The following is a 25,768-nucleotide window of genomic DNA, read 5'->3' as shown; positions in this document are numbered from 1 at the left end:
GGCCCACCCCGTGTCAGACCGCCGCGGTGACCGTGAACAGCGCGCCGTCCGGGTCGCGGAGTGTGGCCTCCTCGACCTCCGACGAAGCGTCCGACCGCACCACGAGAGAGCCGCCGGATGCCAGCGCCGCGTCGACGGCCGCCGGCACGTCCTTCACGTTGAAGTGCACGTGCCAGCGCGGCCGGATCTGCGGATCGGGGGACGCCTGGACCGCGCCGCCCCTGATCCGCGCCAGCGGCTCGTCGCCGTCGAGGAGCACCGCCTCGTCCTCCTCGTGCACCAGGCGCAGTTTGCCCTCGCCCTCCGGCTCCCAGCCGAGCGTGAGCGAGTAGAAGCGCCCTGCCGCCGCGGCGTCCCTGGTGCACAGCTCCAGCGAGGCCGAGCCGCTGCCGCGCCCCATCGACCAGTCGGTGCGCACGGAGCCTTCCCAGATACCGAAGACCGCGCCGTCCGGGTCGACCGCGAGCGCGGCGCGCCCGGTGTGGAAGGCCAGCGGGCCGACGCCGACCGTCCCGCCGCGCTCCCTGATCCGGGCCGCCGCCTCGTCGACGTTCGTGACGTCGAAGTACGGGGTCCAGGAGACGGCCACCTGGAGCGAGGAGGCGAGTGCCCCGATGCCGCCGACGGGCACACCGTCGATGAGCGCCACGGAGAAGTCGTCACCGAGCCCCGCGCGCCGGTAGGTCCAGCCGAGGACCCGGCCGTAGAAGTCCTGGGCGCCCGGCAGTTCGCGTGCCAGCAGGCTCACCCAGATAGGCGCTCCAGCGACTCCCTGTGCTTTCGGCATCCCGCTCCGTTCCATTGAAATCACTGCCCTCCCGTGCGGCGCATCGGAAGGCTGGTGCCCTTACGTACACGACAGACACCTTTGAATGTATTTGAAGGAAATGCCGAGCGGCACCCAGCGGGCGTCCGCGATATGATCAACCACTTATCGTGGGAGCGCTCCCAGTGGTTGGATGTCGGTCCCCCCGACGGAGCCCCCGATGGAGGTCGCAGGATGGTGGCAAGGGGACGTACGCGTACGGGCCGGAGCCGGCCCACCCTCGAAGAGGTGGCGGCGCACGCGGGCGTGGGCCGGGGCACCGTCTCGCGCGTCGTCAACAACTCGCCACGGGTACGGGAGTCCACCAGGCAGGCAGTCGAACGGGCCATCGCCGAACTGGGCTACATACCCAACCGGGCGGCCCGCGCGCTCGCCGCGAACCGCACCGACGCGGTGGCGCTGGTGATCCCGGAGACCGAGAAGCGGTTCTTCGCCGAGCCGTACTTCTCCGACGTGCTCCACGGTGTCGGCACGGGCCTCGCCGACACCGAGATGCAGTTGCTGCTCACGCTCGTACGCACCGAGAACGAGCGCCGGCGCTTCCTCCAGTACGCACGCGCCGGTCGCGTCGACGGTGTGCTCCTGGTGTCCGTGCACGGCAGCGACCCGCTGCCGGATCTGCTCGCCGAGATGGGCCTGCCGACGGTGCTCAGCGGCCGTCGTTCGGCCGGCGAGCCGGTGAGTTACGTCGACTCCGACAACGTCGGCGGCGCCCGCTCCGCCGTACGGCACCTCGCGGAGACCGGGCGGCGGCGGATCGCGACGGTCACCGGGCCGCTCGACATGTACGTGGCGCGGTGCCGGCTCGGCGGGTATCGGGAGGCCGTGGCCGCCGCCGGGGGTGACGCGGATCCGTCATGGACCGCGCACGGCGACTTCACCGAGGAGAGCGGACGGCGTGCGATGACGGAGCTGCTGGCCCGCCACCCGGATCTGGACGCGGTGTTCGCCGCGTCCGACGTGATGGCGGCGGGCGCCCTGCACTCGCTGCGGGCGGCGGGGCTGCGGGTGCCCGAGGACGTGGCCGTCGTCGGCTTCGACGACTCCCCCATCGCCGCCCACACCGATCCGCAGCTCACCTCCGTGCGGCAGCCGGTGGAGGAGATGGGGCGGGCGATGGCGCGGGTGCTGCTGGAGGGGATCGACGATCCCGGCGCACCGGCGCAACACGTCGTACTGCCGACGGAGTTGGTGCGGCGCGCGTCGTCCTGAGACGGTGGCCGCCGTTCGGCGTCAGCGTGAAGTCAGGTCCGGCGCCGTCGACTTGAGGTAGGCCGCGACCCAGACCAGCGGCGCGTTCCAGAGGATGTCGGGCACGCCGTTCGCCCGCTCCGGGAGGGCGAGGCCGCCGTCCGGGTGCGCCCCCTCCCGCGCTCGTAGAGGTTGAGCAGGGTCCAGGAGCGCGCGCCGCGTCAGGCGCGCAGATACGCCAGGACGGCGAGGACCCTGCGGTGGCCCTCACCGTCCACACGCAGGTCCAGCTTCTGGAGGATCGCGCTGACGTGCTTGTTCACCGCCGCCTCCGTCACGAACAGATGGCGTGCGATCGCCGCGTTCGCGCGGCCCTCCGCCATGAGGGAGAGCACTTCGCGCTCCCTCGGGGTGAGCCGCTGGAGCGGATCCTGCTGCCGGCGCAGGAGTTGGCGTACGACCTCCGGGTCCACCACCGTCTCGCCGGCGGCGACCCGGGTGACCGCGGCCACGAACTCCGCGACCGCGCTCACCCGGTCCTTGAGCAGATAGCCGACACCGCCGGCGCTGCCGAGGTCCAGCAGCCGGGCGGCGTAGGACTGTTCCACGTACTGGCTGAGCACCAGGACGGGCAGCCCGGGATGTTCGCGGCGCAGCGCCACGGCGGCGCGCAGACCGTCGTCCGCGTGGTCCGGCGGCATACGGATGTCGGTGACGACGATGTCGGGCCGGTGCGCGCGAACCGCCTCGATCAGGGTCCGCGCGTCCCCAACCTCGGCCGCGACCCGGTGGCCGAACCGGGTCAGGACGCCGACCAGGCCGTCGCGCATCAGCGGGGAGTCCTCGGCGATGACGATGCTCAGCGACATGGGATCTCCGCGTGCAGCAGGGTCGGTCCGCCCGCCGGGCTGGAGATCCGGAGTCTGCCGTCGGCCGCGGCGATCCGGTCGGCGAGGCCGGTCAGCCCGGTCCCGGCGGCCGGATCGGCGCCGCCCACGCCGTTGTCGGTGATGCTGAGCGTCAGTACGTCGGCGTGCAGCCGCGCGTGGACCTCGGCGCGGGTGGCCGCGCTGTGCTTGGTCGCGTTGGCGAGCGATTCGGCGACGACGAAGTACGCGGCGCTCTCCACGGCGGCGGGCGGCCGGTGCGGCAGCAGGATGTCGACGGTGACCGGCAGGGCCGAGCGGGCGGTGAGATTGCCGACGGCCTCCGGCAGTCCGTGGTCGGTCAGCGCCTTGGGGTGCACGCCCCGGCTCAGCTCGCGCAACTCGTCGACGGCCAGGGTGACTTGTTCCTGCGCGGCGGCGAGCTGCCGGGCGGCGGACGAGTCCGGCTCCGCGTCCAGCCGGGCCATGCCGAGCAGGACGTTGAGCGAGACGAGCCGCTGCTGGGCCCCGTCGTGCAGGTCCCGTTCGATCCGGCGGCGCTCCGCGTCGAAGGAGCCGACCAGCCGGGCGCGGGAGGCCCGTACCTCGGTCAGTTGCGCGCCGAGTTCACCGTCGCGCGGGGCGAGGATCGCCCGGGTCATGGCGGCCCGCGCCCCGGCCCAGACGGTGAGGGTGTACGGCGCGGCCGGCACCAGACAGACCGCGACGACCACCAGCGGCCAGGCGTCGGGATCGCCGACGGGTGAGGTGGCCAGCAGGACGGGGACGGCCAGCGAGAGCCCCAGCACCAGCGCGTCCATCCACCACATCGCGGCCAACGACGCGGCGGTGAAGCCCAGTTCACGCCAGGTGGCGGGCTCCCGCAGCCGGGTGGTCAGCCAGCCACGCGGGCCGGGCGCGGCCGGCGGGCGGTGTGGATCGGGGATCGGGTCGGGGTCCATCAGGAGCAGCCGCCACCGTTCGACACGGCTGACGGGTATGCCGGAGAGGCTCACGCCGATGAGAAGCAGGGCCCCGACGCCGACGATCAGGAAGACGACACCGGCGAGGGTCATCGTCACCAGGACCGTGAGGACGAGCGCGCCGAAGAGAGCGCCGGTGAGGAGATAGAGGAACGACCGCCAGGGCCAGGCCGATGTGAGGAACTTCCAGGGGCTCTGGGCGACCGCCCGCCAGGCTGTTGACTGCTGCACCCGTCGACCGTAGCCGGGGGTCACGGGCCGGACAGTAGGACCAGCACTACCTTCGGACTCCCGTGCGCGCCAATGCGCGGGCCCCCTCGGCGCCGGTGGGATACCGGCATGTGGATCGATACGAACACTCGACGCCGTCGCGTGCCGGGGCGCCTCGTGGCCGCGCTCGGCCTCACCGTGGCCGTGCTGGTGGGTCTCGCCCCCACGGCGCTCGCCCGCCCTGCCGCCGTAACAGCCGCCGACCCGGCCCCCCGCCTCACCCCGGGCGCCATGGACCGCTTCATGAACGACTATCTGGAACGGACGGGGCTCCCCGGCGCCGTCGTCGCGGTGACCCGGGGCGACGATGTCGTCCACACCGCCGGGTACGGGCACACCGCCGGCGGGCGGACGATGACCGGGCGCACCCCGGTCCCCGTGGCCTCCCTCTCCAAGTCCATGACCGCGCTCGCCGTCATGCAGCTCGTCGACGAGGGGAAGGTCGATCTCGACCGGCCGGTGCGGAGCTATCTGCCGGAGTTCACCATGGCCGACGGGCGCGCCGCGCGGATCACGGTCCGGCAGTTGCTCGACCAGACGTCCGGCATGGCCGATTCGGCCTTCCCCGATCTGGCTCTTCCGCAGGCGCACACGCTGAAGGGAGCGGTCGCCCGGATGCGCGGCGCGCGTCTCGCGGCCGAGCCGGGGACGCGGTGGAATTACCACAACCCCAACTATTTCGTGGCGGCCCGGCTGGTCGAGGTGGTCTCCGGGGAGCCGTTCGCCGACCGTGTCCGTACACATGTGTTCGCGCCCCTCGGGATGACGGACTCGCGTTCCGCCGACTCCACGACCGACATGCCCGAGGACGCGCGGGGGTACGTACGGGCGTACGGCCGCGTGGTCGAGCGGGCGCATCCGCGCTGGTTCACAGCGGGCGGGCACGGGGTGGTCACCACGGCCGACGATCTCGCCGACTGGCTGATCGCACAGAACAACGGCGGTGTCGGCGCGGACGGGCGGCGCGTCGTCTCAGCGCGGGGCGTCGCGATCATGCACACACCGCCCAAGGGCCGGGACTACGCCATGGGCTGGTCGCTCGGCGAGAAGACCGCCGGGACCGGACCGGCACCGCTCCAGCACACCGGTGAGCTGCTGACGCAGAACGCCATCCAGATCCTGCTTCCGGAGCGGAAGATCGGCATCGCCGTCGTCAGCAACACGGGCATGGTCTCCGGCGACGACAGCGCGGGGATCGCGGACGGCCTGCGGGATCTGGCGGAGGGCAGGCCGGCGGAGATCCGGGAGCCGTTCTCCATGACCGCCGATCCGGTCCTCGCGGCGCTGACGCTGCTGGCTCTGGGGCTGGGCGCGCTCGGCGCCGTACGGGCATCGCGCTGGGCGCGCCGGGCGGAGGGGCGACCGCTGTGGCGGGCGGGTCTTCGGACGGTGCCGTACGTGGCGCTCGTCGCCTTCTTCCCGCTGCTTCCCGAGCTGGTGGGCCTGCTGATGCGGCGGGAAGGCACACTCGGCCAGGTGCTGTATGTGTGGCCCGCGCTGTATGTGTTCGCGGCGGCGGTGTCGCTGGCGTCGGCGGTGGTGATCGCCGCGCGTGGTGTGCACACGGTCCGTACGGCCGTTCGGGCCCGGCGGGCGCCGGGCGTCCCGGGGGCGTCAGGCGACGGAGCCGATTCGGCCGGCGGGCTCCCGGCTCCGGTCGTGGTGGATCGGGGTGTGGGCGCCGGTCAGTGAGACGCCGGTGCCGCCGCGCCGGTTCGCGACGATCTCCGCCGCGATCGACAGCGCGGTCTCCTCCGGCGTGTGCGCGCCGAGGTCCAGGCCGATGGGGCTGCGCAGCCTCGCCAGCTCCAGCTCGGTGACGCCGACGGCGCGCAGCCGCTCGTTGCGGTCCAGATGGGTGCGCCGGGAGCCCATGGCGCCGACGTAGGCGACGGGCAGTTTGAGGGCGAGTTCCAGCAGGGGGATGTCGAACTTGGCGTCATGGGTCAGGACGCAGAGCACCGTACGGCCGTCGGTCTCGGTCGACTCCAGATAGCGGTGCGGCCAGTCCACGACGATCTCGTCGGCCTCCGGGAAGCGGGCGCGGGTGGCGAAGACGGGGCGGGCGTCACACACCGTGACGTGGTACCCGAGGAACTTCCCCACCCTGACCAGGGCGGACGCGAAGTCGATCGCGCCGAAGACGATCATGCGCGGGGCTGGCACGCTCGACTCGACGAGCAGCGTCAGCGGCCGTCCGCAGCGCGAGCCGTCCTCGCCGATCGTGACGGTGCCGGTGCGGCCCGTGTCCAGCTGGGCGCGGGCCTGGTCGGCGGCGGTGCGGTCCAGCTCAGGGTGGCCGCCGAGCGTCCCCTCGTACGCTCCCCCAGGACGTACGAGGAGCGCGCGGCCCCGCAGGTCGGCGGGCCCGTCGGTGACCCGTGCGACCGCCGCCGCCTCGCCCCGGGCTGCGGCGGCGAGCGCGGCCCGCAGCACCTCCCCGCCGGGAGAGTCCGCGCGTACCGGTGTGACGAGGATGTCGATGACGCCGCCGCAGGTCAGGCCGACGGCGAAGGCGTCCTGGTCGCTGTAGCCGAAGGTCTCCAGGACGCTCTCGCCGCTCTCCAGGGCCTCCACGCACAGCTCGTAGACCGCGCCTTCCACGCATCCGCCGGAGACCGAGCCGATCGCCGTGCCCGCGCTGTCCACGGCGAGGGCGGCGCCCGGCTGCCGGGGCGCGCTGCCGCCGACGGCCACCACGGTGGCCACGGCGAAGTCACGTCCCTGCCCGACCCACCGGTCCAGTTCTTCGGCGATGTCCAGCATGTCGGCCTCCTTCGTTCTCAGTATCGGATGCGGGGAGCGGCGCGGCGCGTCAGCCCACCCCGAGCCAGCCCTCGATCGGGTGGAGGGCGAAGAAGACGAGGAAGATCACGGTCAGCCCCCACATGAAAGCGCCGATCTCCCGGACCTTGCCCTGGGCTGTCTTGATGGCGGCGTAGGAGATGACGCCGGCGGCGACCCCGGCGGTGATCTGGTAGGTGAACGGCATGATCACCACGGTCAGGAAGACCGGGACGGCGACCGCGCGGTCGCTCCAGTCCACGTGCCTGGCGTTCTGCATCATCATCGCGCCGATGACCACCAGGGCCGCCGCCGCGACCTCGCCGGGGACGATCTGGGTGATCGGGGTGAAGAAGAGGCACGCGGCGAAGAAGAGGCCGGTGACGACGGAGGCGAAGCCCGTACGGGCGCCCTCGCCGACGCCGGTCGCGGACTCCACGAACACGGTCTGGCCGGAGCCGCCCGCGACGCCGCCGATCACACCGCCGGCGCCGTCGATGAACAGCGCCTTCGACAGGCCAGGCATCCGGCCCTTCTCGTCGGCGAGTTTCGCCTCCGTACCGACGCCGATGATGGTGGCCATCGCGTCGAAGAAGCCGGCGAGCACGAGCGTGAAGACGATCATGCCGACCGTCATGGCGCCGACCTCGCCCCAGCCGCCGAACTCGATGTCGCCGAAGAGCGAGAAGTCCGGCATGGAGACGGCGCCGCCGGTCAGTTCGGGCGGTCCGCTCGCCCACGCCTTGGCGCCGATGACACCGGCGGCGTTCAGTACGGCGGCGACGGCCGTGCCGACGACGATGCCGATCAGGATCGCACCGGGCACCTCGCGGGCCTGGAGCATGAAGATCAGGAGGAGTGTGACGGCGAAGATCAGCACGGGCCAGCCGGCCAGTTCGCCGGCCGGGCCCAGGGTGACGGGTCCGCCGCCCTGCGAGGCGTGCACGAAGCCCGCCTTGACGAGGCCGATCAGCGCGATGAAGGTGCCGATGCCCATCGTGATCGCGTGCTTGAGGGCGAGCGGGATGGCGTTCATGATCATCTCGCGCAGGCCGGTGACGACCAGCAGCATGATCACGACCCCGTACATCACGCACATGCCCATGGCCTGCGGCCATGTCATGTTGGGCGCGACCTGGGTGGAGATGACGCCCGAGACGGAAAGCCCGGCGGCGAGGGCCAGCGGCACCTTGCCGACGAAACCCATCAACAGCGTGGTGACGGCCGCCGCGACGGCGGTGGCGGTGATCAGCGCGGGCTGGCCGAGCACATTGCCCGCGACGTCCTTCCCGCCCAGGATCAGCGGGTTGAGCAGCAGGATGTACGCCATGGCCATGAAGGTCGTGACGCCGCCGCGCACTTCACGCGCGACGGTGGAACCCCGCTGGGATATATGGAAATACCGGTCGAGCCAGGACCGTCCGGCCGGGGGACGCGAGCCTGGGCCCGCGTCATCGGCGGTGGTCCTGGGCTGTACGGACTGCTGGGTCATGGTGCCTACTCCCAAGGTTCACAGGGGCACCCGCGTGAAGACTCCAGATGCGGGATTTGGGATGGTGCGTCGGCTGCACGACCCGGGGGACGGCCCGAGGCGAACTGGGGTTTTCCTGTGGCGGTGCCGTGTGTCAGGTGCCGGTGAGATGCTCCGGCCTGACCGGCGTCCTGTTCAGCTCCAGCCCCGTCGCGTCGCGGATCGCCGCGAGCACGGCGGGGGTCGACGACAGGGTCGGTGCCTCGCCGATGCCACGCAGCCCGTACGGCGCGTGCTCGTCGGCGAGTTCGAGCACGTCGACGGGGATGGTCGGCGTGTCGAGGATGGTGGGGATCAGATAGTCCGTGAAGGACGGGTTGCGGACCTTGGCGGTCTTCGGGTCGACGATGATCTCCTCCATGACGGCCACGCCCAGGCCCTGGGTGGTGCCGCCCTGGATCTGGCCGAGGACCGACAGCGGGTTGAGCGCCTTGCCGACGTCCTGGGCCACGGCCAGCTCGATCACCTTGACCAGGCCCAGCTCCGTGTCCACCTCGACCACCGCGCGGTGCGCGGCGAACGAGTACTGGACATGGCCGTCGCCCTGCCCCGTACGCAGGTCGAAGGGCTCGGTGGGGCGGTGGCGCCATTCGAGTTCGATGTCGACCGACTCGCCCTCCAGGACATCGGCCAGATCGGCCAGGACCTCGCCGCCGTCGGTGACGACCTTGCCGCTTTCGAGCAGCAGCTCGGCCGTGGCCCAGGCGGGGTGGTACGTACCGAACTTGGCGCGGCCGATCTCCAGGACCCGCTCGCGGACGTGCTCGCAGGTGTTCTTGACGGCGCCGCCCGTGACATACGTCTGACGGGACGCGGAGGTCGAACCGGCGGACCCCACACGGGTGTCGGCCGGCTGGATCGTCACCTGTGCGACACCCAGCTCGGTGCGGGCGATCTGCGCGTGGACGGTGACGCCGCCCTGGCCGACCTCCGCCATCGCGGTGTGCACGGTGACGACCGGCTCGCCGCCCACGACCTCCATCCGCACCCGGGCGGTGGAGTAGTCGTCGAAGCCCTCGGAGAAGCCGACGTTCTTGATGCCGACCGCGTAGCCCACACCCCGTACGACGCCTTCGCCGTGCGTGGTGTTGGAGAGACCGCCGGGCAGCGCCCGTACGTCAGCAGCCTCGCCCGCCGTGAGCCACTGCCGCTCCGGCGGCATGGGACGCGCCTTGACGCGGCGCAGCAACTCGGCGACGGGGGCGGGCGAGTCGACGCGCTGGCCCGTGGGCAGGAGCGTGCCCTGCTCCATGGCGTTGAGCCGGCGGAACTCCACCGGATCCATGTCGAGCCGGGCGGCGAGCTTGTCCATCTGCGCCTCGTAGGCGAAGCACGCCTGTACGGCTCCGAAGCCGCGCATCGCCCCGCAGGGCGGGTTGTTGGTGTAGAGCGCCAGTGCCTCGATGTCGACGTCGTCGACGGCGTAGGGGCCGACGGAGAGCGACGAGGCGTTGCCGACGACGGCGGGGGACGCGGAGGCGTACGCGCCGCCGTCCAGCACGATCCGGCACTTCATGTGCGTGAGCTTGCCGTCCTTGGTGGCCCCGTGCTCGTACCAGAGCCTCGCCGGGTGCCGGTGCACATGCCCGAAGAAGGACTCGAAGCGGTTGTAGACGATCTTGACGGGCTTGCCGGTGCGCAGCGCGAGCAGACAGGCGTGGATCTGCATCGACAGGTCCTCGCGGCCCCCGAAGGCGCCGCCGACACCGGAGAGCGTCATCCGGACCTTGTCCTCGGGCAGTCCGAGGACGGGCGCGATCTGGCGCAGGTCCGAGTGGAGCCACTGCGTGGCGACGTACAGATCGACGCCGCCGTCCTCGCCCGGCACGGCGAGGCCGGACTCCGGGCCGAGGAACGCCTGGTCCTGCATGCCGAAGACGTACTCGCCGGAGACGATCACATCCGCGCGCCCGGCCGCCGCGTCTGCGTCGCCGCGCACGATGGGCTGGCGGTGCACGATGTTCGGGTGCGGTACATGGCCGGCGTGGTGGTCGTCGCGGTTCTCGTGGACCAGCGGGGCGCCGTCGGCGGTGGCGGACGCCTCGTCGGTGACGACGGGCAGCTCCGCGTAGTCGATCCGGATCTTGGCGGCGGCGCGGCGCGCGGTCTCGGGGTGGTCGGCGGCGACGAGCGCGACTGGCTCGCCGTGGTGGCGGACCTTGCCGTGGGCGAGTACGGGGGTGTCCTGGAACTCCAGGCCGTACCGCTTCACCCCGGTCGGCAGGTCGTCGTGGGTGAGGACGGCGTACACGCCGGGGGTGGCCAGCGCCTCGGCGGTGTCGATCGAGCGGATCTCGGCGTGCGCGACGGTGCTGCGCAGGGTGTGGCCCCAGAGCATGTCCTCGTGCCACATGTCGGATGAGTACGCGAACTCGCCGGTGACCTTCAGGGTGCCGTCGGGGCGGAGCGTGGACTCGCCGATGCCGCCCCTGGTCGGGGTGCCCTGCGTGATGTCGGTGGGTGTACCGGTGGTTGCCATGGTCAGACCGCCTCGGACTGCCGGGCGGCCGCGAGGCGGACCGCGTCGAGGATCTTCTCGTAGCCGGTGCAGCGGCAGAGGTTGCCGGAGAGCGCCTCGCGGATGTCCGCGTCGGACGGCGAGGGGTTGCGCTCCAGCATCTCGTCGGCGGCGATCAGCAGTCCGGGGGTGCAGAAGCCGCACTGCACGGCGCCGGCGTCGATGAACGCCTCCTGGATGGGCGAGAGTTGGGCGGACTCGCCGCCCGGGTGCGCTTCGGCGCGGTGCTTCGCGTAGTCGGCCAGGCCCTCGACGGTGACCACGTCGCGGCCCTCGGCCTGCCCGGCGGCCACGAGGCACGCACAGACCGGCACACCGTCGAGGCGGACCGTACAGGAGCCGCATTCGCCCTGTTCGCAGGCGTTCTTCGAGCCGGGCAGGCCCATCCGCTCACGCAGGACGTACAGCAGGGACTCGCCCTCCCAGACGTCGTCGGCCTCCTGGGGACGGCCGTTGACCGTGAAGTTCACACGCATCGTTACGCAGCTCCTTCCAGCGTGGTGCCGGTGGCCCGGTACTGCTCCCAGGTCCAGCCGAGCGTGCGGCGGGCCATGATGCCCACCGCGTGACGGCGGTACTTCGCGGTGCCGCGCACGTCGTCGATCGGGTTGCACGCGCCGGACACGAGGCCGGCGAACCGCTTGGCGACCGACGGGGTGATGACCTTGCCGTTCTCCCAGAAACCGCCCTCCTCCAACGCCGCGTTGAGGAACTCCTCGGCGGCGCGGGCCCGCAGCGGGGTGGGCGCGGCGGAGCCGATGCCGGTCTTCACGGTGCGGGTGTCGGGGTGCAGCGCGATGCCGAACGCGCAGACGGCGATGACCATCGCGTTGCGCGTGCCGACCTTGGAGAACTGCTGCGGTCCCGACGCCTTCTTGATGAGGACGGCCCTGATCAGTTCGTCCGGGTCCAGGGCGTTGCGCTTCACGCCCGTGTAGAAGTCCTCGACGGGGATGCGGCGGACGCCCCGTACGGATTCCGCCTCCACCTCGGCGCCCGCCGACAGGAGCGCGGGGTGCGCGTCCCCGGCGGGTGAGGCCGCGCCGAGGTTGCCGCCGACGGATCCCCGGTTGCGGATCTGGGGCGAGCCGACGGTGTGCGAGGCGAGCGCGAGGCCCGGCAGCTCGGTCCGCAGATGTTCCATGATCCTGGTGTACGGGACGGAGGCGCCCAGCCTGACGTGCTTATCGCCGACCTCCCATTCGCTCAGTTCGCCGATGCGGCCCAGGTCCATCAGGTACTCGGGCCTTCGGTGGTCGAAGTTGATCTCGACCATGACGTCGGTGCCACCCGCGATGGGGACGGCGGCGGGGTGCTCGGCCTTGGCGGCGAGCGCCTCCTCCCAGCTCGCGGGGCGAAGGAAGTCCATGAGTGGCTCTCTTGTCCGGTTTGCTCGCGGATATTCACTAGGTCCTGTCCGGGCGATCTTCGCCGGGACAGGACCTAGCTGTTAACGCTGTGTGGCCCAAGTACACCGGCCGTGCCCCGTCCGGTGCAGTCACCGAAACCATGAAGGAGTTGTCTGGGCCGCTTCCGGGTCTTGTAGATTCGAACAAATGGCGACGCGGGGACGAGACAGATCGGCGGCGACGAGATGCGGCTGCGCGCACTGCTGGAGACCGACGCGCTGGGGCTGCGGCTGCTCGGCGGCAGGGACGAGCTCGACCGGACCGTACGGGGGGTGATGACCACCGACCTGCGGGACCCGAGCCGCTATCTGTCGGGCGGTGAGCTGGTCCTGACCGGTCTGGCCTGGCGGCGTACGCCCGAGGACTCAGAGCCCTTCGTACGGCTTCTCGTGGGCGCCGGGGTCGCGGGGCTGGCGGCCGGTGAGGCGGAGCTCGGCGCGATCCCGGACGATCTGGTCGCGGCGTGCCGGGGGCACCGGCTGCCGCTCTTCGTGGTGAACGAGTCCGTGGCGTTCGCGGCGATCACCGAGTACGTGGTGCGGCAGGTCTCCGGTGAGCGCGCCGGTGACCTGGCCGCCGTCGTCGACCGGCACCGCAGACTGATGACGTCGGGTCCGGCCGGCGGCGGGCCCGAGGTCGTGCTGGATCTCCTCGGGACCGACCTGGACCTGCGGGCCTGGGTGCTCTCGCCCACCGGGCGGCGGATCGCGGGCGCGAGCCGGCCGCTGCCCGCCGCGAAGGGCGCGGCGCTGGCGACGGAGCATCTGGCGGCGACGCGCGCGGGGCGGCGGGCGCCGCACCGGGTGGCCGTGGACGGGACGACGTACTCGCTGTTTCCCGTACGGCGGCCGGACCGTGGCAGGGCGACGACGGCGGGCGGCGCGGACGCGGACGTACGCGAGAGTGTCCTGTCCGACTGGCTGCTGGCCGTGGAGGCGGACGCCGGTGAGTGGGCCGCGCCCCGGCTGGATCTGCTCCAGGGCGTCACCCAGCTGATCGCGGTCGAACGGGAGCGGCGGGACGCGGCGCGTACGGTACGGCGCCGGCTGGCCCAGGAGATCGTGGAACTCGTCCAGGCGGGCGCCCCGCCCGCCGAGATCGCGGCGCGGCTGAGGGTCGCGGCGCCGGTGCTGCTGCCGGGGCAGGGGGCGGCCCCGCACTGGCAGATCGTGGTGGCGCGCGTCGACTGGCGGGACGGGAACGGCGGGGAAGGCGCAGGGGGTGCGGACGGCTCGCGGGGCGCGGTCGGATCGGGGGAGGTCGCGCGGTCGCTGCTGGAGGAGATCCTGGTCGATCCGGGGGCGGCGGGCATGGAGTGCGGCGACCGGATCGCGGTGGCGCACACGGACGGCGAGGCGATCGCGCTGCTGCCGACGGCGGCCCCAACCGCCGAGGGCGAGGGCGGCGGGGACGGGGACGCGGCCGGAGCCGGAGCCGGGGACGCGAAGCCGGCGGACGGGGGACTCCGGGCGGACGCGCTGCTGGCCGCCGTACAGGCACCGCTGGCCGCCGGTCTGGCCGACGACGGCCGGCTGACCCTGGGCGTCAGCGCCGCCGTGCACTCGGCCGACGGCCTGCGCGGCGCGCTGGAGGAGGCCCGGCACGCCCGCCGGGTGGCCGCGGCGCGTCCCGGGCGGGTGTGCGCGGCCGGGCACCACGAACTGGCCTCGCACGTACTGCTGCTGCCGTTCGTCCCGGACGACGTACGGCGCGCGTTCACCGCGCGGCTGCTCGACCCGCTGCGGGACTACGACCGCCGCCACCGCGCCGAACTGGTGACGACACTTGAGGCGTTCCTCGACTGCGACGGCTCCTGGACCCGCTGCGCGGCCCGGCTGCATCTGCATGTGAACACGCTGCGGTACCGGGTGGGGCGTATCGAGCAGCTGACGGGGCGCGATCTGTCCCGCCTGGAGGACAAGCTCGACTTCTTCCTGGCGCTCCGGATGAGCTGACGCCGAGCTGTGTGCCGGGCCCCGCTGTGCCGCGCTGTGCCGCGCTGTGCCGCGAACCGCGTCACCCGGTGCCAGGTTGACCGCCGTCACCCGTGGCGGTCACGGCGAGATCCAACTCCTTGACGTGGACAGGCCCATGGGCCGCCCGCGCGGTGAACTCCCCACCGTCAGGCGGCCTGACGGCCTCGCTGGTCAGCCGGGGTACGCGCACCGGCGAAGACCCTTCCGCGGTGCGCTCGCGGGCGGTTCGACGGGACGTCGAACGAGCCCTTGTCGACCCCTTGTTGACCAAGGCATTGTGAATTTTTTCACCTGAGCTATTGGCCCGGCGTGCCGATCCGTGCTGAGATGCGGGAGAACTCAACAGCACAAAGGCGCGCTCGGGGAGGGCAATGTGGCGGATACCGCCATGTCTGGTTCCGGATCCACTACCGGTGACGACCCACTCCAGACCGCGGTATGGCGGCTGCGCTCGCGCGGCTGTTGGACCGACGCGGCCGCCCTGCTCGCGCCCCATCCGGGGGCGGCGCCCTCGCTCCAGCGGGCGTCACTGCTGGTGGAGCGGTGCCTGTTCACCGGTGAGGGCTGGCCCGAGGCCGAGGACGCGCTCCGGGTCGCCGAGGCCACCGCGCGTGAGGACGACGAACGGGGCGGCGCGGCCAGCGAGCGCGGGCATCTCGCGTACGCGGCCACCATCCTCGGAGTGCGCGACCGCGCCGACGAGGCACGTGCGGCGCTCGGCCGGGCCGCCGCGCTGCTGGCGCCGACGGCGCTCGCCCGGCCGCTGCTGGACTTCCGGCGCGGGCTGATCGCCGAACACCTCTCGGACTCCCCGCAGTCGGCCCTGGCCGCCTACCGGCGCGCCCACGCGGGCGCCACCGCGCACGGACAGACCTTGCTGCTCTCCTTCACCTGGCGCCATCTGGCCGGACTCGCCCTGCGCGAGGGCGAGTTGGCAGAGGCGCGGCACGGCTTCGGCGAGTCCCTGCGGATCCGTGAGGAGCTGGGCTATCTGGTCGGTACGGCTCCGGCACTCGCCGCGCTGGCCGACGCCGAACCGGAGCCGGAGGCGACGCGCCTGCGCGCGGAGGCGGGACGGCTGTTCCGGCTGCTCGACGGCGTCCCGACGTGGCTGGCGGCGCAGCTCGCGCCGAGCCCGGCGGCCTGAGAGCCTGTCCGGTGGCCTTCGATCGGATAGTGGACGCGGTCTGGTGCGTGCGATTCCAAGGCGCCGGGATGCCCTTGTAGCGGAGCTACTTGGGCATTTCGGCAACGCGGGAAGCGTGCGTGCCAGGGCGTGGACGCCCGGTCAGAGGCCACCCGACAGGCTCTGAGCCGAGCCTGTCGGAGCCCCGCGGCTCACCGGGGCGTTGTCGGACCCGGCGCAGCCGCGTGGGGGCCTGGCCCCACGCCCGCCGGGTCCAGGTCACCCGCCGCCGGGCTCTTGCGCGCCTGCGGGCCGGCCCTGCGCAACAGCCGCTCCAGCGGGTGCTCCACCCACTGGTACGCCAGCCCCGCCACGGCCAGGCTGATCACGATCGCCAGCAGCCAGAAGCCCGCGGTGGTGGCCAGGGACTCCGTACGGCCGTAGCGGGCGAGCAGGGAGCGGATGACGATCTCGTGCACCAGGTACCAGGCGAAGGACCAGTGCCCCAGCCGTACCGCCCACGGCCCGCCAAGACCCGTCCGGCTGCCCCGCAGGTCCGCCTGGGCCGCCGCGCACACGAGCAGGGCGAAGATCGGCGCGGAGAGCAACTGCGAGGCACTGTACGGGCTGTACCAGAGACTGTCGGGAACGGCCTCGTGCCACGGCACCAGCGCCAGATGCCAGAGCACGACCAGTCCGATCGCCGCCGGAAGCCCGACCGGTGAGCTCCGGCCGCGCTTGACGGCGAGTCCGGCGGCCACACCGATCACGAACTGGAGCATGCGGGTCGGCGGGAAGTAGTCGAGCAGCCATACGCGGGTGGCGCCGGTCTCGATCAGGGCACTGGCGAACCAGACGCCGACGAGCGCGGCGCTCATCGTCACCATCACCCAGAGGCGGCCCCGGCCGGTTCGCAGCAGCGGCAGCATCATGAGCAGCGGGAAGACCAGATAGAACCAGGCCTCGTCGCTGAGCGACCAGGCCGCCGGGTTCGCGCCCTTCTGGATGACCGTGTCGGGGGACCAGGCGTGCACCATGAGCAGCGTGGCGAGCACGGCCTTGGCGGACACCTCCTTGCCGATCGCGATCCAGACGGCGACGGAGGCCGCCGACGTCACCGCGAGCAGGGGCCAGATACGGGCGAAGCGCCGCCACAGGAAGACCTTGGCGGGCACGCGCTGACCGTCGTAGGTCCAGGCGAGCACGAAGCCGGACAGGACGAAGAAGAAGGTGACGCCGCTGCGCCCGTACCAGGTGGCCTGGCTGAGCCCGGGGATCTCGCCGACCTGCCGGGACAGGTGGTAGAGCACCACGATCAACGCGGCCCAGAACCGCAGCCCGGTGAGGGACGGCAGCCGGTCCCGGCCGGAGAGACCTGACCGGTCGGCAGTGGTGGCTGGCTGACGAGCACTGCTGGCGCGCATGACGTCCCGTGGTGTGGATGATGACCGGAAGATGAAGACTGGGTGACGCTACCCGTACACGCGCGCGACGCCAAAGCGGGGACAGGAGGTCAGCCCGCGCCGCCCGTGAAGTGTTCGCGGACCAGCGTGCGCACGGCCGGCAGGTCCCCGGCGATCAGCGCGTCCAGGAGCGCGGAGTGCTCGGCCGCGTCCGCGACGAGCGCGGCCCTGATCGTCCTCGGTGCGCCGGCGAGGGGCCACTGGGCGCGGCGGTGCAGCTCGTCGGCGACCATGACGAGCTGGTGGTTGCCGGAGAGACGCAGGAGCGCGCCGTGGAAGGCGCGGTCGCGCTCCGCGTAGGCGGCGAGATCGCCGCACGCCGCCGCCTCTGTGGTGGCCTCGGCCAGCGGGCGCAGTTCCGCCCAGCGCTCGGCGGCGACGGTACGGGCCAGCCCCAGCATCACCGGGACCTCGATCAGCGCGCGTACCTCGGCCAGCTCGGCGAGGTCGCGGGCGGTGCGCTCGGCGACCCGGAAACCCCGGTTGGGCACGACCTCCACGGCACCTTCGAGTACGAGCTGCTGCATGGCCTCGCGTACGGGGGTCGCCGACACTCCGAAGCGCTCGCCGAGCGCGGGGCCGGAGTAGACCTGGCCGGGCGCCAGCTCGCCGCTGACGAGGGCGGTACGGAGCGCGGCGAGGATCTGGCCGCGTACGGAGTGACGCCGCACCGGGCGGCGCACGGCGGGCTCGGCCGAAGGAGCCGAGCCGTCCTGGCCGGTGCGGGGCGTGTCGTGCCCGTGCTCGTGTCTGTGCTCGCCGCGTGCCTGCTCGGGGACCCGCGGGGGACCGCCGGCCCGGGTCTCGCCCGGCGACGACGCCCGTTCCCGGGGCGCGGAGGGCCTGGCCGCGTCGTCGCGCGCTCTGCTCCGCTCCACGACGACTCCTCCTCCATCCGGCCCGGCTCGCGCATCAGGGGTCCCCGGAGCACCATAGGCGGACGGGGGAACAGTTCACACATCCATCGTGTCGGGTAAGGTAAGCCTCACCTTCAGACGAGCGCGATTCGGTGGTTCCAAGGATGTCTGTGCCCGCTCTGCTGCCCGGTCACCTCTCACCGGTCGCCGACGCCTACCGGCGTCTGACCGAGGTGTTCCCCTCCCTGGGCATCGACGAGCTCCCCGCCGGCGAACGGCCCGCGGCGGACGAGGGCTGGGTCGGCGCCACCGACCTCGCGGCGGGCGGCCCCGCGGTCGACGCCTTCCTCGCCTGGGACGACGCGCAGGTGGTGCGCGACTACGGACAGCGGGCCCGCCCCGATGTCGTCGCGACCTTCGGACTGCACCGGTACTCCTGGCCCGCCTGCCTGTTGATCACCGTGCCGTGGTTCATGAGCCGCCGGGTGCCGAGGGTGCCGGTGGAGAACGTCGCCTTCCAGAGGACGCGGAGCCGGATGGCCGTCCGCGTGGACGAGTTCGCCTGCCTGCCCGGTGACCCGGCCGCCGAACTGCCGGGCGCCCGGGTCGTGGCGGACGAGGAGGCGCTGCGCGCCGAGGTGCGCGACGCGGTGGCCGAGCATCTCGGCCCGGTGCTGGCCGCGTTCGGGCCGCGCATGCGGCGGCGTGACCGCGCGCTGTGGGGCATGGCGACCGACGAGATCGTCGAGGGCCTCTGGTACGTCTCGCATCTTTTGGGCGAGGAGCGTCGGGCGATGTCGGAGCTGGAACTGCTGCTGCCGGGCACGACGAAGCCGTACGTCGGTACGGCGGGCTTCCGTGAACTGCCGGGCCCCGGCGGCGAGTCGCTGCCGACCAGGGACCGGGCGAGCTGCTGCCTCTTCTACACGCTGCGGCCCGATGACACATGCGTGACCTGTCCGCGTACCTGTGACTCCGAGCGCGTCCGCCGGCTGAGCGCGAACAGCAACTGATCGCTCCGGTCTGGTTCGCCGGGCCATTCCACCCGTTCGGGTGGCTTAGTATCGAACGCAACTCGCGCTCCACAGGCATCCGTTCGAGCAGATCGCCCCTATTCGCGCGCCCTCGCGCCTCGTTGGCGTTCTCTTGTCCCGAAACCCCCTGAGCGCGGTCACGGTTCGGCCAATATGGCGCCCGAACCGCCCCACTGCGATGCAAGGGACACCGCATGCGACTGACCGACATATCCAACTGGCTGCTTCCGGGCGTCGTGATGCTCGTCGGAGTCCTGGTGGCGGTGGCAATGGTCACGCGCGGCAAGCGCGCCGGCGTCAAGACCGCGACCGAGGACTCCTGGGAACGCAGCGAGGAGCGCCGCAGACGGAAGGAAGCGGTGTACGGCACCGCCTCCTACGTACTGCTGTTCTGCTGCGCGGCCGTGGCCGCCGCGCTCTCCTTCCACGGGCTCGTCGGCTTCGGCCGGCAAAACCTCAACCTCACGGGCGGCTGGGAGTATCTCGTCCCCTTCGGTCTCGACGGGGCGGCGATGTTCTGCTCCGTACTGGCCGTGCGCGAGGCCAGCCACGGTGACGCGGCTCTCGGCTCGCGGCTGCTGGTGTGGACGTTCGCCGGTGCGGCGGCCTGGTTCAACTGGGTACACGCGCCGCGCGGTCTGGGCCACGACGGAGCGCCGCAGTTCTTCGCGGGCATGTCGCTCTCGGCCGCCGTGCTCTTCGACCGGGCGCTGAAGCAGACCCGCCGCGCCGCGCTGCGCGAACAGGGGCTGGTACCGCGTCCGTTGCCGCAGATCCGGATCGTCCGGTGGCTGCGGGCGCCCCGTGAGACCTTCGGCGCCTGGTCGCTGATGCTGCTCGAAGGCGTACGCACGCTGGACGAGGCGGTCGACGAGGTACGCGAGGACCGCAGGCAGAAGGAGCAGAACAAGCACCGGCGGCGTGAGCAGGAGAAGCTGGGCCGGGCCAGGATCAAGGCGCTCAACCGGCAGCACCGGGCCTGGGGGCGCGGCCGTGGCCGACAGGTCGAACTGCCTGCGGCGGCGGCCGTACCGGCCGTCGGCGGCTCTTCGAGCTCGCCGCCCGCCGTGGGTCCCGCCGCGCCGGAGCCTGTCATACCCGGTCTCCGCGAACCGGACCCGTTCCCCGTACCCTCCCGGCCCTCGCTTCAAGCGGTGAAGGGGTCGGAGGGCCGCACGGTCGACCTGACCGCCGAAGACGACACGATGGCGCTGCCGAGGCTCGACTCCCTGGAGCGCAAGCTCAAGGACCTTGAGCAGCAGTTCGGCTGAGCGTCTTCCCCGGGAACGACACCGTGGGTGCGCACACGACCGGCGTGACGGAGGGCCGTCGCGCCGGTCGGTCGTACGAGCGCCGCGGAAGGCGCCTCAGGCGGCCACCGCCGCCTCGCCGTCCAGCTCGAACCAGACCATCTTGCCCAGCCCCTGCGCCCGCACGCCCCACGCGTCGGCGAGCCCCTCCACCAGGACCAGCCCCCGACCGTGCGTCCCGTCGTCCACGTCGGGCTCGTTGGGTGTCGGCGGCGCGTCGACGAAGTCCCGCACCTCCACCCGTAGCCGCGAATCCGCGACAGTGGCCTTGACGACCGCTCCGTGGTCGGTGTGCACCAGCGCGTTGGTGACCAGTTCGCTCGTCAGCAGCTCGGCCACCTCGGCCGATTCACGCTCCTGCCAGTGGCTCAGCAGCTCGCGCAGCGCGTGTCTGACCTCGGGCACCGCCGTGAGGTCGGCGCCCTCCACTCTTCTGAGCAATTGTTTGCGCAGCAGTCGCGCCTGCTCCCCCGTGCCGTTCATGTCCCCCATCCCCCCATGCCGCTGCTGTCTTGGCGAGCTTCCCCTCGTGAACGCTCTCCCCGAGATGCATGCCCCGCACACCACCGGCCACGCATGACGATCCGGGAACGGTGTCACGGTGAGTGCCCGGTGCTCCTCCTGGGAAGTGAGGGGTTGCGAGATCCGCCGGACACCTGGAGTCTGCCGTTCCGGAAGGCTGAGCCGTAGAACTGAGGAGCCTTGATGCACGACGACCGCACCCTGGTGGAGGGCCGTCTGGAGCGCGCCCTGCGCCAGTTCATCCGCCCCGCGCAGTACGCGGCGAGGACGCCGCTGGCCCTCTCCGTCTGGGAGGTGCCGGGCGAGCCGGTGCCCGTGGGACAGGCTCTCCAGGGCACGTACACGCCGTTCGAGACGGGTACGCCGTGGGGACCGCCCTGGTCGACCAGTTGGTTCCGGCTGGAGGGAATCGTCCCCGACGAGTACGCGGGGCTGCGCGTGGAGGTCGTGATCGACCCCGGCTTCACCGGCGAGGGACCCGGCTTCCAGGCCGAGGGGATGGTGTACGACGCGGCCGGGGTGCCCATCAAGGGGGTGCACCCGCGGAACCGGCACGTCCCGGTCGGTGCCCCGGCCGCGGGCGGCGAGGCGATCCATCTGCTCCTCGAAGCGGCGGCGAACCCGTCGATGCCGGGCGACTTCATGCCCTCGGCCCTCGGAGACGTGCGGACGGCCGGTAACAGCCCGCTGTACACCTTCGCCACCGCCGACATCGCCGTGCTGGACGAGAACGTGTGGCATCTGGTACTCGACATCGAGGTGCTGTCCGAGCTGATGGCGGAGCTGCCCGCCGACCGGTCGCGGCGGCACGAGATCCTGCGCGCCCTGGAGAACATGCTGGACGCGCTCGACCTGCACGACGTGGCGGGCACGGCGGTGGCGGCCCGCGCCGAGCTGGCCGGGGTCCTCTCCCGCCCCGCCTCGCCCAGCGCGCACCGCGTCTCGGCTGCCGGGCACGCGCACATCGACTCGGCCTGGCTGTGGCCGCTGCGCGAGACGGTTCGGAAGGCGTCGCGCACGTTCGCCAATGTCACCGCGCTCGCCGGGGAGTACCCGGAGCTGGTCTTCGCCTGTTCGCAGGCCCAGCAGTACGCGTGGGTCAAGGAGCACCAGCCGCACATCTGGGAGCGGATCAAGAAGGCCGTGGCGGACGGCAACTGGTCGCCGGTGGGCTCGATGTGGGTGGAGTCGGACGCCAACATGCCGGGCGGCGAGGCGCTGGCCCGGCAGCTCGTGCACGGGACACGCTTCTTCCGGGAGGAGCTGGGGGTCGAGACGGAGGAGATCTGGCTGCCGGACTCCTTCGGCTACACGGCCGCCTTCCCCCAACTGGCCAAGCTGGCGGGCGTGAAGTGGTTCCTCACCCAGAAGCTGTCGTGGAACCAGACCAACAAGATGCCGCACCACACGTTCTGGTGGGAGGGCATCGACGGCAGCCGGGTCTTCACGCACTTCCCGCCGGTCGACACCTACAACGCGCAGTTCCACGCGTCCGAACTGGCCCATGCCGAGCGGAACTTCGCCGACAAGGGCCGGGCCTCGCGCTCGCTGGTCCCGTTCGGCTGGGGCGACGGCGGTGGTGGTCCCACCCGCGAGATGCTGGAGAAGGCGCGCCGGCTGAAGTCCCTGGAGGGCTCGCCGCGCGTCGACATCGAGAAGCCCGCCGCGTTCTTCGCCGCCGCCGAGCGGGAGTACGGGGAGAAGGCCCCGGTCTGGTCGGGCGAGCTCTATCTGGAGCTGCACCGGGCGACGTACACGACGCAGGCGAAGACCAAGCAGGGCAACCGCCGCAGTGAACACCTCCTGCGGGAGGCCGAGTTGTGGGCGACGGTCGCCGCGCTGCGGACCGCGTCGTACGCCTATCCGTACGAGGAGCTGGACCGGCTGTGGAAGACGGTGCTCCTGCACCAGTTCCACGACATCCTGCCGGGGTCGTCCATCGCGTGGGTGCACCGTGAGGCCAGGGACACCTACGCCCGGGTCCGCGAGGAGCTGACGGAGATCACGGCGGCGGCCGTCGCGGCGCTCGGTGGTGGCGGCAAGGCGGTGCTCAACACCTCGCCGTACGAGCGTACGGAGATCATCGAGGCCGATACCGCGGATATCCCGGAGGGCGCCGCGGCGCAGGCGCTGAACGGCGAGGGGCGCTCGGCGGTCGCGGTGCGGGTGCCCGCGCTGGGCGCGACGGGGCTGGCCGCCGCCGAACCGGCGGGGGCGGCCCCGGACGTGACGACGCGCTCCGCGGGCTCGGACGTGATCACCCTGGACAACGGGCTGCTGCGGGTCACCGTCGACCGTGACGGCCTGCTCACCTCGGTGACGGATCTGACGTCCGGCCGTGAGGTTCTGGCGCCGGGCAGCCGCGGCAATCTGCTCCAGCTGCACCCGGACCACCCCAACCAGTGGGACGCCTGGGACATCGACCGGCACTACCGCCGTCGGCACACCGACCTCACGGCGGCCGAGTCCGTGCAGTTGGTCGAGCAGGGCCCGCTGCGGGCGACGGTCCGTGTGGTGCGTACGTTCGGCAGGTCGTGGATCGTCCAGGAGATCCGGCTCGCGGCCGGCAGCCGGCGCGTGGACGTCGTCACCGAGGTCGACTGGCAGGAGTCGGAGAAGGTGCTGAAGGCGGCCTTCCCGCTGGACGTGCAGGCCGAACGGTCCACCGCCGAGATCCAGTTCGGGCATGTGCACCGCGCCACGCACGCCAACACCAGCTGGGACGCCGCCCGGTTCGAGATCTGCGCGCACCGCTGGCTGCGGGTCGCCGAGCCCGGCTACGGCGTGGCGGTGGTCAACGACTCGACGTACGGCCACGACGTGACCCGTACCGCGCACGACGAGGGCGTGGGGACGACCGTGCGGCTGACGCTGCTGCGGGCGCCGCACAGCCCCGACCCGGAGACGGACCTGGGGACGCACCGGTTCAGCTACGCGCTGGTGCCCGGCGCCGAGGTGACCGACGCGGTCCGGGAAGGTCTGGCGCTCAATCTGCCGCTGCGGGTCGCCGTCGCGCCGCCGACCGCGCCGCTGGTGGCGGTCGACCACCCGGCGGTCACGGTGGAGTCGGTGAAGCTCGCCGAGGACCGGAGCGGCGATGTGGTCGTACGGCTCTACGAGTCGGCCGGGAACCGCGCGTCGGCGATGCTGCGGACCGGCTTCCCCGTCGTACAGGCGCACGTCACGGATCTGTTGGAGCGTCCACTGCACGAGGCGGGAACGGGTGCGGACGGTCTGCGGGTCGCCCTGCGGCCGTTCCAGATCCTGACGCTGCGGTTCACGCCCGCGTAGGGGCGGGAGGGGTCAGGGCCGCGGCACGTTGCGCAGGTTGGAGCGTGCCATCTGCACCATGCGGCCCACCCCTCCGTCCAGCACGATCTTGCCCGCGGAGAGCGCGAAGCCCTGCACCATGTCCGCGCTGATCTTCGGCGGGATGGACAGGGCGTTCGGGTCGGTGACGACGTCCACCAGGGCCGGGCCCTTGTGCTTGAAGGCCTCCTTGAGCGCGCCCGCGAGCTGTTTGGGCTTCTCGACCCGGACGCCGAACGCCCCGGCGGCGCGGGCCATGGCGGCGAAGTCGGGGTTGTGGTTCGTGGTGCCGTACGACGGCAGGCCGGCCACCAGCATCTCCAGCTCGACCATGCCGAGTGATGAGTTGTCGAACAGGACGATCTTCACGGGCAGTTGGTACTGGACGAGGGTGAGGAAGTCGCCCATCAGCATCGCGAACCCGCCGTCGCCCGACATGGAGACGACCTGGCGCTCCCGGTCCACGAACTGCGCGCCGATGGCCTGCACCATGGCGTTGGCCATCGACCCGTGGCTGAACGAACCGATCACACGGCGGCGGCCGTTGGGCGAGAGATAGCGGGCGGCCCAGACGTTGCACATGCCGGTGTCGACGGTGAACACGGCGTCGTCGTCGGCGACTTCGTCGAGCACGGACGCGACGTACTCGGGGTGGATCGGGACGTGCTTGTCGACCTTGCGCGTGTACGCCTTGACGACGCCTTCGAGCGCGTCGGCGTGCTTCCTGAGCATCTTGTCCAGGAAGCGGCGGTCGTTCTTCACCCGTACCCGTGGCGTCAGGCAGCGCAGCGTCTCGCGTACGTCGCCCCAGACCGCGAGGTCCAACTGGGAGCGGCGGCCGAGGCGTTCGGGCCTGACATCGACCTGGACGATCTTGACGTCGGTGCCGTCGGGCAGGAAGGCGTTGTACGGGAAGTCGGTGCCGAGCAGGATGAGCAGATCGCACTCGTGCGTGGCCTCGTAGGCGGCGCCGTAACCGAGCAGTCCGCTCATGCCGACGTCGAACTTGTTGTCGTACTGGATCCACTCCTTGCCGCGCAGGGCATGGCCGATCGGGGACTTGATCCGCTCCGCGAACTCCATCACCTCGGCGTGCGCCCCGGCCGTGCCGCTGCCGCAGAAGAGCGTGACGCGGTCCGCGTCGTCGATCATGTCGACCAGCTTGTCGATCTCCAGGTCGCCGGGGCGCGCCGTCGGCCGGGAGGTGACGATGGCGTGCTCGATCGCCTTCGTCGGGGCCGGCCGGGAGGCGATGTCGCCGGGCAGGGTCACCACGCTGACACCGCCCCGGCCGACCGCGTGCTGAATGGCCGTCTGGACCAGCCGGGGCATCTGCTGCGGGTTGGTGATCATCTCGTTGTAGTGGCTGCACTCGTCGAACAGCCGCTCGGGATGGGTCTCCTGGAAGTAGCCGAGGCCGATCTCGCCGGTGGGGATGTGCGAGGCGAGCGCGAGGACCGGGGCCATGGAACGGTGCGCGTCGTAAAGGCCGTTGATCAAGTGCAGATTGCCGGGGCCGCAGGAGCCCGCGCAGGCGGCGAGCCTGCCGGTGATCTGGGCCTCGGCGCCGGCCGCGAAGGCCGCCGCCTCCTCGTGCCTGACCTGCACCCAGTCGATGGCCGCGTTGCGCCGGATGGCGTCGACGACGGGGTTGAGGCTGTCGCCGACGACTCCGTACATCCGCCGCACGCCCGCGCGGGCGAGGATGCCGACGAACTGCTCCGCCACGTTCTGCCTGGCCATGGAAGCGCGCCCTTCTGCCGGGGTCCGGGGCCGGGGCCGACCGGTCTCGG

At 72.0% G+C, this 25,768-nt stretch carries 19 protein-coding genes; 7 read left to right on the top strand and 12 right to left on the bottom strand.

Going from position 1 to position 25,768, the window contains the following annotated elements; all coding sequences use genetic code 11:
• Positions 1-13: 13 nt before the first annotated feature.
• Positions 14-748 (bottom strand): VOC family protein, encoded by a 735-nt coding sequence (locus ACFWV8_RS13780; protein WP_384200709.1) that lies wholly within the window; start codon positions 746-748, stop codon positions 14-16.
• A gap of 252 nt (positions 749-1,000) precedes the next feature.
• Between ACFWV8_RS13780 and ACFWV8_RS13775 the strand changes: the two genes are divergently transcribed.
• Entirely contained in the window at positions 1,001-2,038 is a 1,038-nt protein-coding gene (locus ACFWV8_RS13775) for a LacI family DNA-binding transcriptional regulator (RefSeq protein WP_384200707.1), read from the top strand.
• A 200-nt stretch (positions 2,039-2,238) separates the two neighbouring features.
• Here the strand turns inward: ACFWV8_RS13775 and ACFWV8_RS13770 are convergent, their stop codons facing one another.
• Both ACFWV8_RS13770 and ACFWV8_RS13765 read right to left on the bottom strand, forming a co-directional pair.
• Entirely contained in the window at positions 2,239-2,886 is a 648-nt protein-coding gene (locus tag ACFWV8_RS13770) for a response regulator (protein WP_384200705.1), read from the bottom strand.
• Complete coding sequence (locus ACFWV8_RS13765; protein ID WP_384200703.1) at positions 2,877-4,097, bottom strand: sensor histidine kinase; 1,221 nt, start codon at positions 4,095-4,097, stop codon at positions 2,877-2,879. Before ACFWV8_RS13765 ends, ACFWV8_RS13770 begins: the two co-directional genes overlap by 10 nt.
• 108 nt (positions 4,098-4,205) lie before the next feature.
• Between ACFWV8_RS13765 and ACFWV8_RS13760 the strand changes: the two genes are divergently transcribed.
• Positions 4,206-5,828: a serine hydrolase domain-containing protein gene (locus ACFWV8_RS13760; protein ID WP_384200701.1), complete on the top strand. Its 1,623-nt coding sequence runs from the start codon at positions 4,206-4,208 to the stop codon at positions 5,826-5,828.
• Here the strand turns inward: ACFWV8_RS13760 and ACFWV8_RS13755 are convergent.
• From ACFWV8_RS13755 to ACFWV8_RS13735, 5 genes are all read right to left on the bottom strand, one after another.
• Positions 5,751-6,902, bottom strand: a complete 1,152-nt coding sequence (locus ACFWV8_RS13755) for an XdhC family protein (protein WP_384200699.1) — start codon at positions 6,900-6,902, stop codon at positions 5,751-5,753. The two genes, ACFWV8_RS13760 and ACFWV8_RS13755, sit on opposite strands and share 78 nt — an antisense overlap.
• 49 nt (positions 6,903-6,951) lie before the next feature.
• Positions 6,952-8,412 carry an NCS2 family permease gene (locus tag ACFWV8_RS13750; RefSeq protein WP_384200697.1) on the bottom strand — a complete coding sequence of 487 codons (1,461 nt, stop codon included), beginning with the start codon at positions 8,410-8,412 and terminating at the stop codon, positions 6,952-6,954.
• A gap of 133 nt (positions 8,413-8,545) precedes the next feature.
• Entirely contained in the window at positions 8,546-10,930 is a 2,385-nt protein-coding gene (locus ACFWV8_RS13745; RefSeq protein ID WP_384200695.1) for a xanthine dehydrogenase family protein molybdopterin-binding subunit, read from the bottom strand.
• Between the two features lie 2 nt (positions 10,931-10,932).
• On the bottom strand, positions 10,933-11,445 hold the full coding sequence (locus ACFWV8_RS13740) for a (2Fe-2S)-binding protein (protein ID WP_384200693.1): 513 nt from the start codon (positions 11,443-11,445) through the stop codon (positions 10,933-10,935).
• Between the two features lie 2 nt (positions 11,446-11,447).
• On the bottom strand, positions 11,448-12,338 hold the full coding sequence (locus ACFWV8_RS13735; RefSeq protein ID WP_384200691.1) for an FAD binding domain-containing protein: 891 nt from the start codon (positions 12,336-12,338) through the stop codon (positions 11,448-11,450).
• 225 nt (positions 12,339-12,563) lie between these two features.
• Between ACFWV8_RS13735 and ACFWV8_RS13730 the strand changes: the two genes are divergently transcribed.
• Positions 12,564-14,333 (top strand): PucR family transcriptional regulator, encoded by a 1,770-nt coding sequence (locus tag ACFWV8_RS13730; protein ID WP_384200689.1) that lies wholly within the window; start codon positions 12,564-12,566, stop codon positions 14,331-14,333.
• 409 nt (positions 14,334-14,742) lie between these two features.
• The gene (locus tag ACFWV8_RS13725) at positions 14,743-15,501 is read left to right on the top strand and encodes a hypothetical protein (protein ID WP_329379610.1); all 759 of its coding nucleotides are present in this window, start codon (positions 14,743-14,745) and stop codon (positions 15,499-15,501) included.
• A gap of 191 nt (positions 15,502-15,692) precedes the next feature.
• Here the strand turns inward: ACFWV8_RS13725 and ACFWV8_RS13720 are convergent, their stop codons facing one another.
• Positions 15,693-16,904: an acyltransferase family protein gene (locus ACFWV8_RS13720; RefSeq protein WP_384200687.1), complete on the bottom strand. Its 1,212-nt coding sequence runs from the start codon at positions 16,902-16,904 to the stop codon at positions 15,693-15,695.
• An 89-nt stretch (positions 16,905-16,993) separates the two neighbouring features.
• Entirely contained in the window at positions 16,994-17,821 is an 828-nt protein-coding gene (locus tag ACFWV8_RS13715) for a GntR family transcriptional regulator (RefSeq protein WP_384200685.1), read from the bottom strand.
• 143 nt (positions 17,822-17,964) lie between these two features.
• Here ACFWV8_RS13715 and ACFWV8_RS13710 point away from each other — a divergent pair, with 143 nt between their 5' ends.
• Positions 17,965-18,813 (top strand): (2Fe-2S)-binding protein, encoded by an 849-nt coding sequence (locus ACFWV8_RS13710; RefSeq protein ID WP_384200683.1) that lies wholly within the window; start codon positions 17,965-17,967, stop codon positions 18,811-18,813.
• Positions 18,814-19,028: 215 nt separating this feature from the next.
• Positions 19,029-20,105, top strand: a complete 1,077-nt coding sequence (locus ACFWV8_RS13705) for a DUF2637 domain-containing protein (protein ID WP_329379622.1) — start codon at positions 19,029-19,031, stop codon at positions 20,103-20,105.
• A 96-nt stretch (positions 20,106-20,201) separates the two neighbouring features.
• On the opposite strand, the gene ACFWV8_RS13700 is transcribed toward ACFWV8_RS13705, so the two are convergent.
• The gene (locus ACFWV8_RS13700; protein ID WP_384200681.1) at positions 20,202-20,627 is read right to left on the bottom strand and encodes an ATP-binding protein; all 426 of its coding nucleotides are present in this window, start codon (positions 20,625-20,627) and stop codon (positions 20,202-20,204) included.
• Between the two features lie 222 nt (positions 20,628-20,849).
• Here ACFWV8_RS13700 and ACFWV8_RS13695 point away from each other — a divergent pair, with 222 nt between their 5' ends.
• On the top strand, positions 20,850-23,957 hold the full coding sequence (locus tag ACFWV8_RS13695; RefSeq protein WP_384200679.1) for an alpha-mannosidase: 3,108 nt from the start codon (positions 20,850-20,852) through the stop codon (positions 23,955-23,957).
• A 12-nt stretch (positions 23,958-23,969) separates the two neighbouring features.
• Here the strand turns inward: ACFWV8_RS13695 and ACFWV8_RS13690 are convergent, their stop codons facing one another.
• Positions 23,970-25,718 carry a pyruvate dehydrogenase gene (locus tag ACFWV8_RS13690; RefSeq protein WP_384200677.1) on the bottom strand — a complete coding sequence of 583 codons (1,749 nt, stop codon included), beginning with the start codon at positions 25,716-25,718 and terminating at the stop codon, positions 23,970-23,972.
• Between the last annotated feature and the right edge of the window lie 50 nt (positions 25,719-25,768).

This window comes from Streptomyces sp. NPDC058665 (genome assembly GCF_042714995.1).
Classification (GTDB): domain Bacteria; phylum Actinomycetota; class Actinomycetes; order Streptomycetales; family Streptomycetaceae; genus Streptomyces.
The sequence above is the reverse complement of the archived record's forward strand: the minus strand, read 5'-3'. Positions and strand labels throughout refer to the sequence as shown.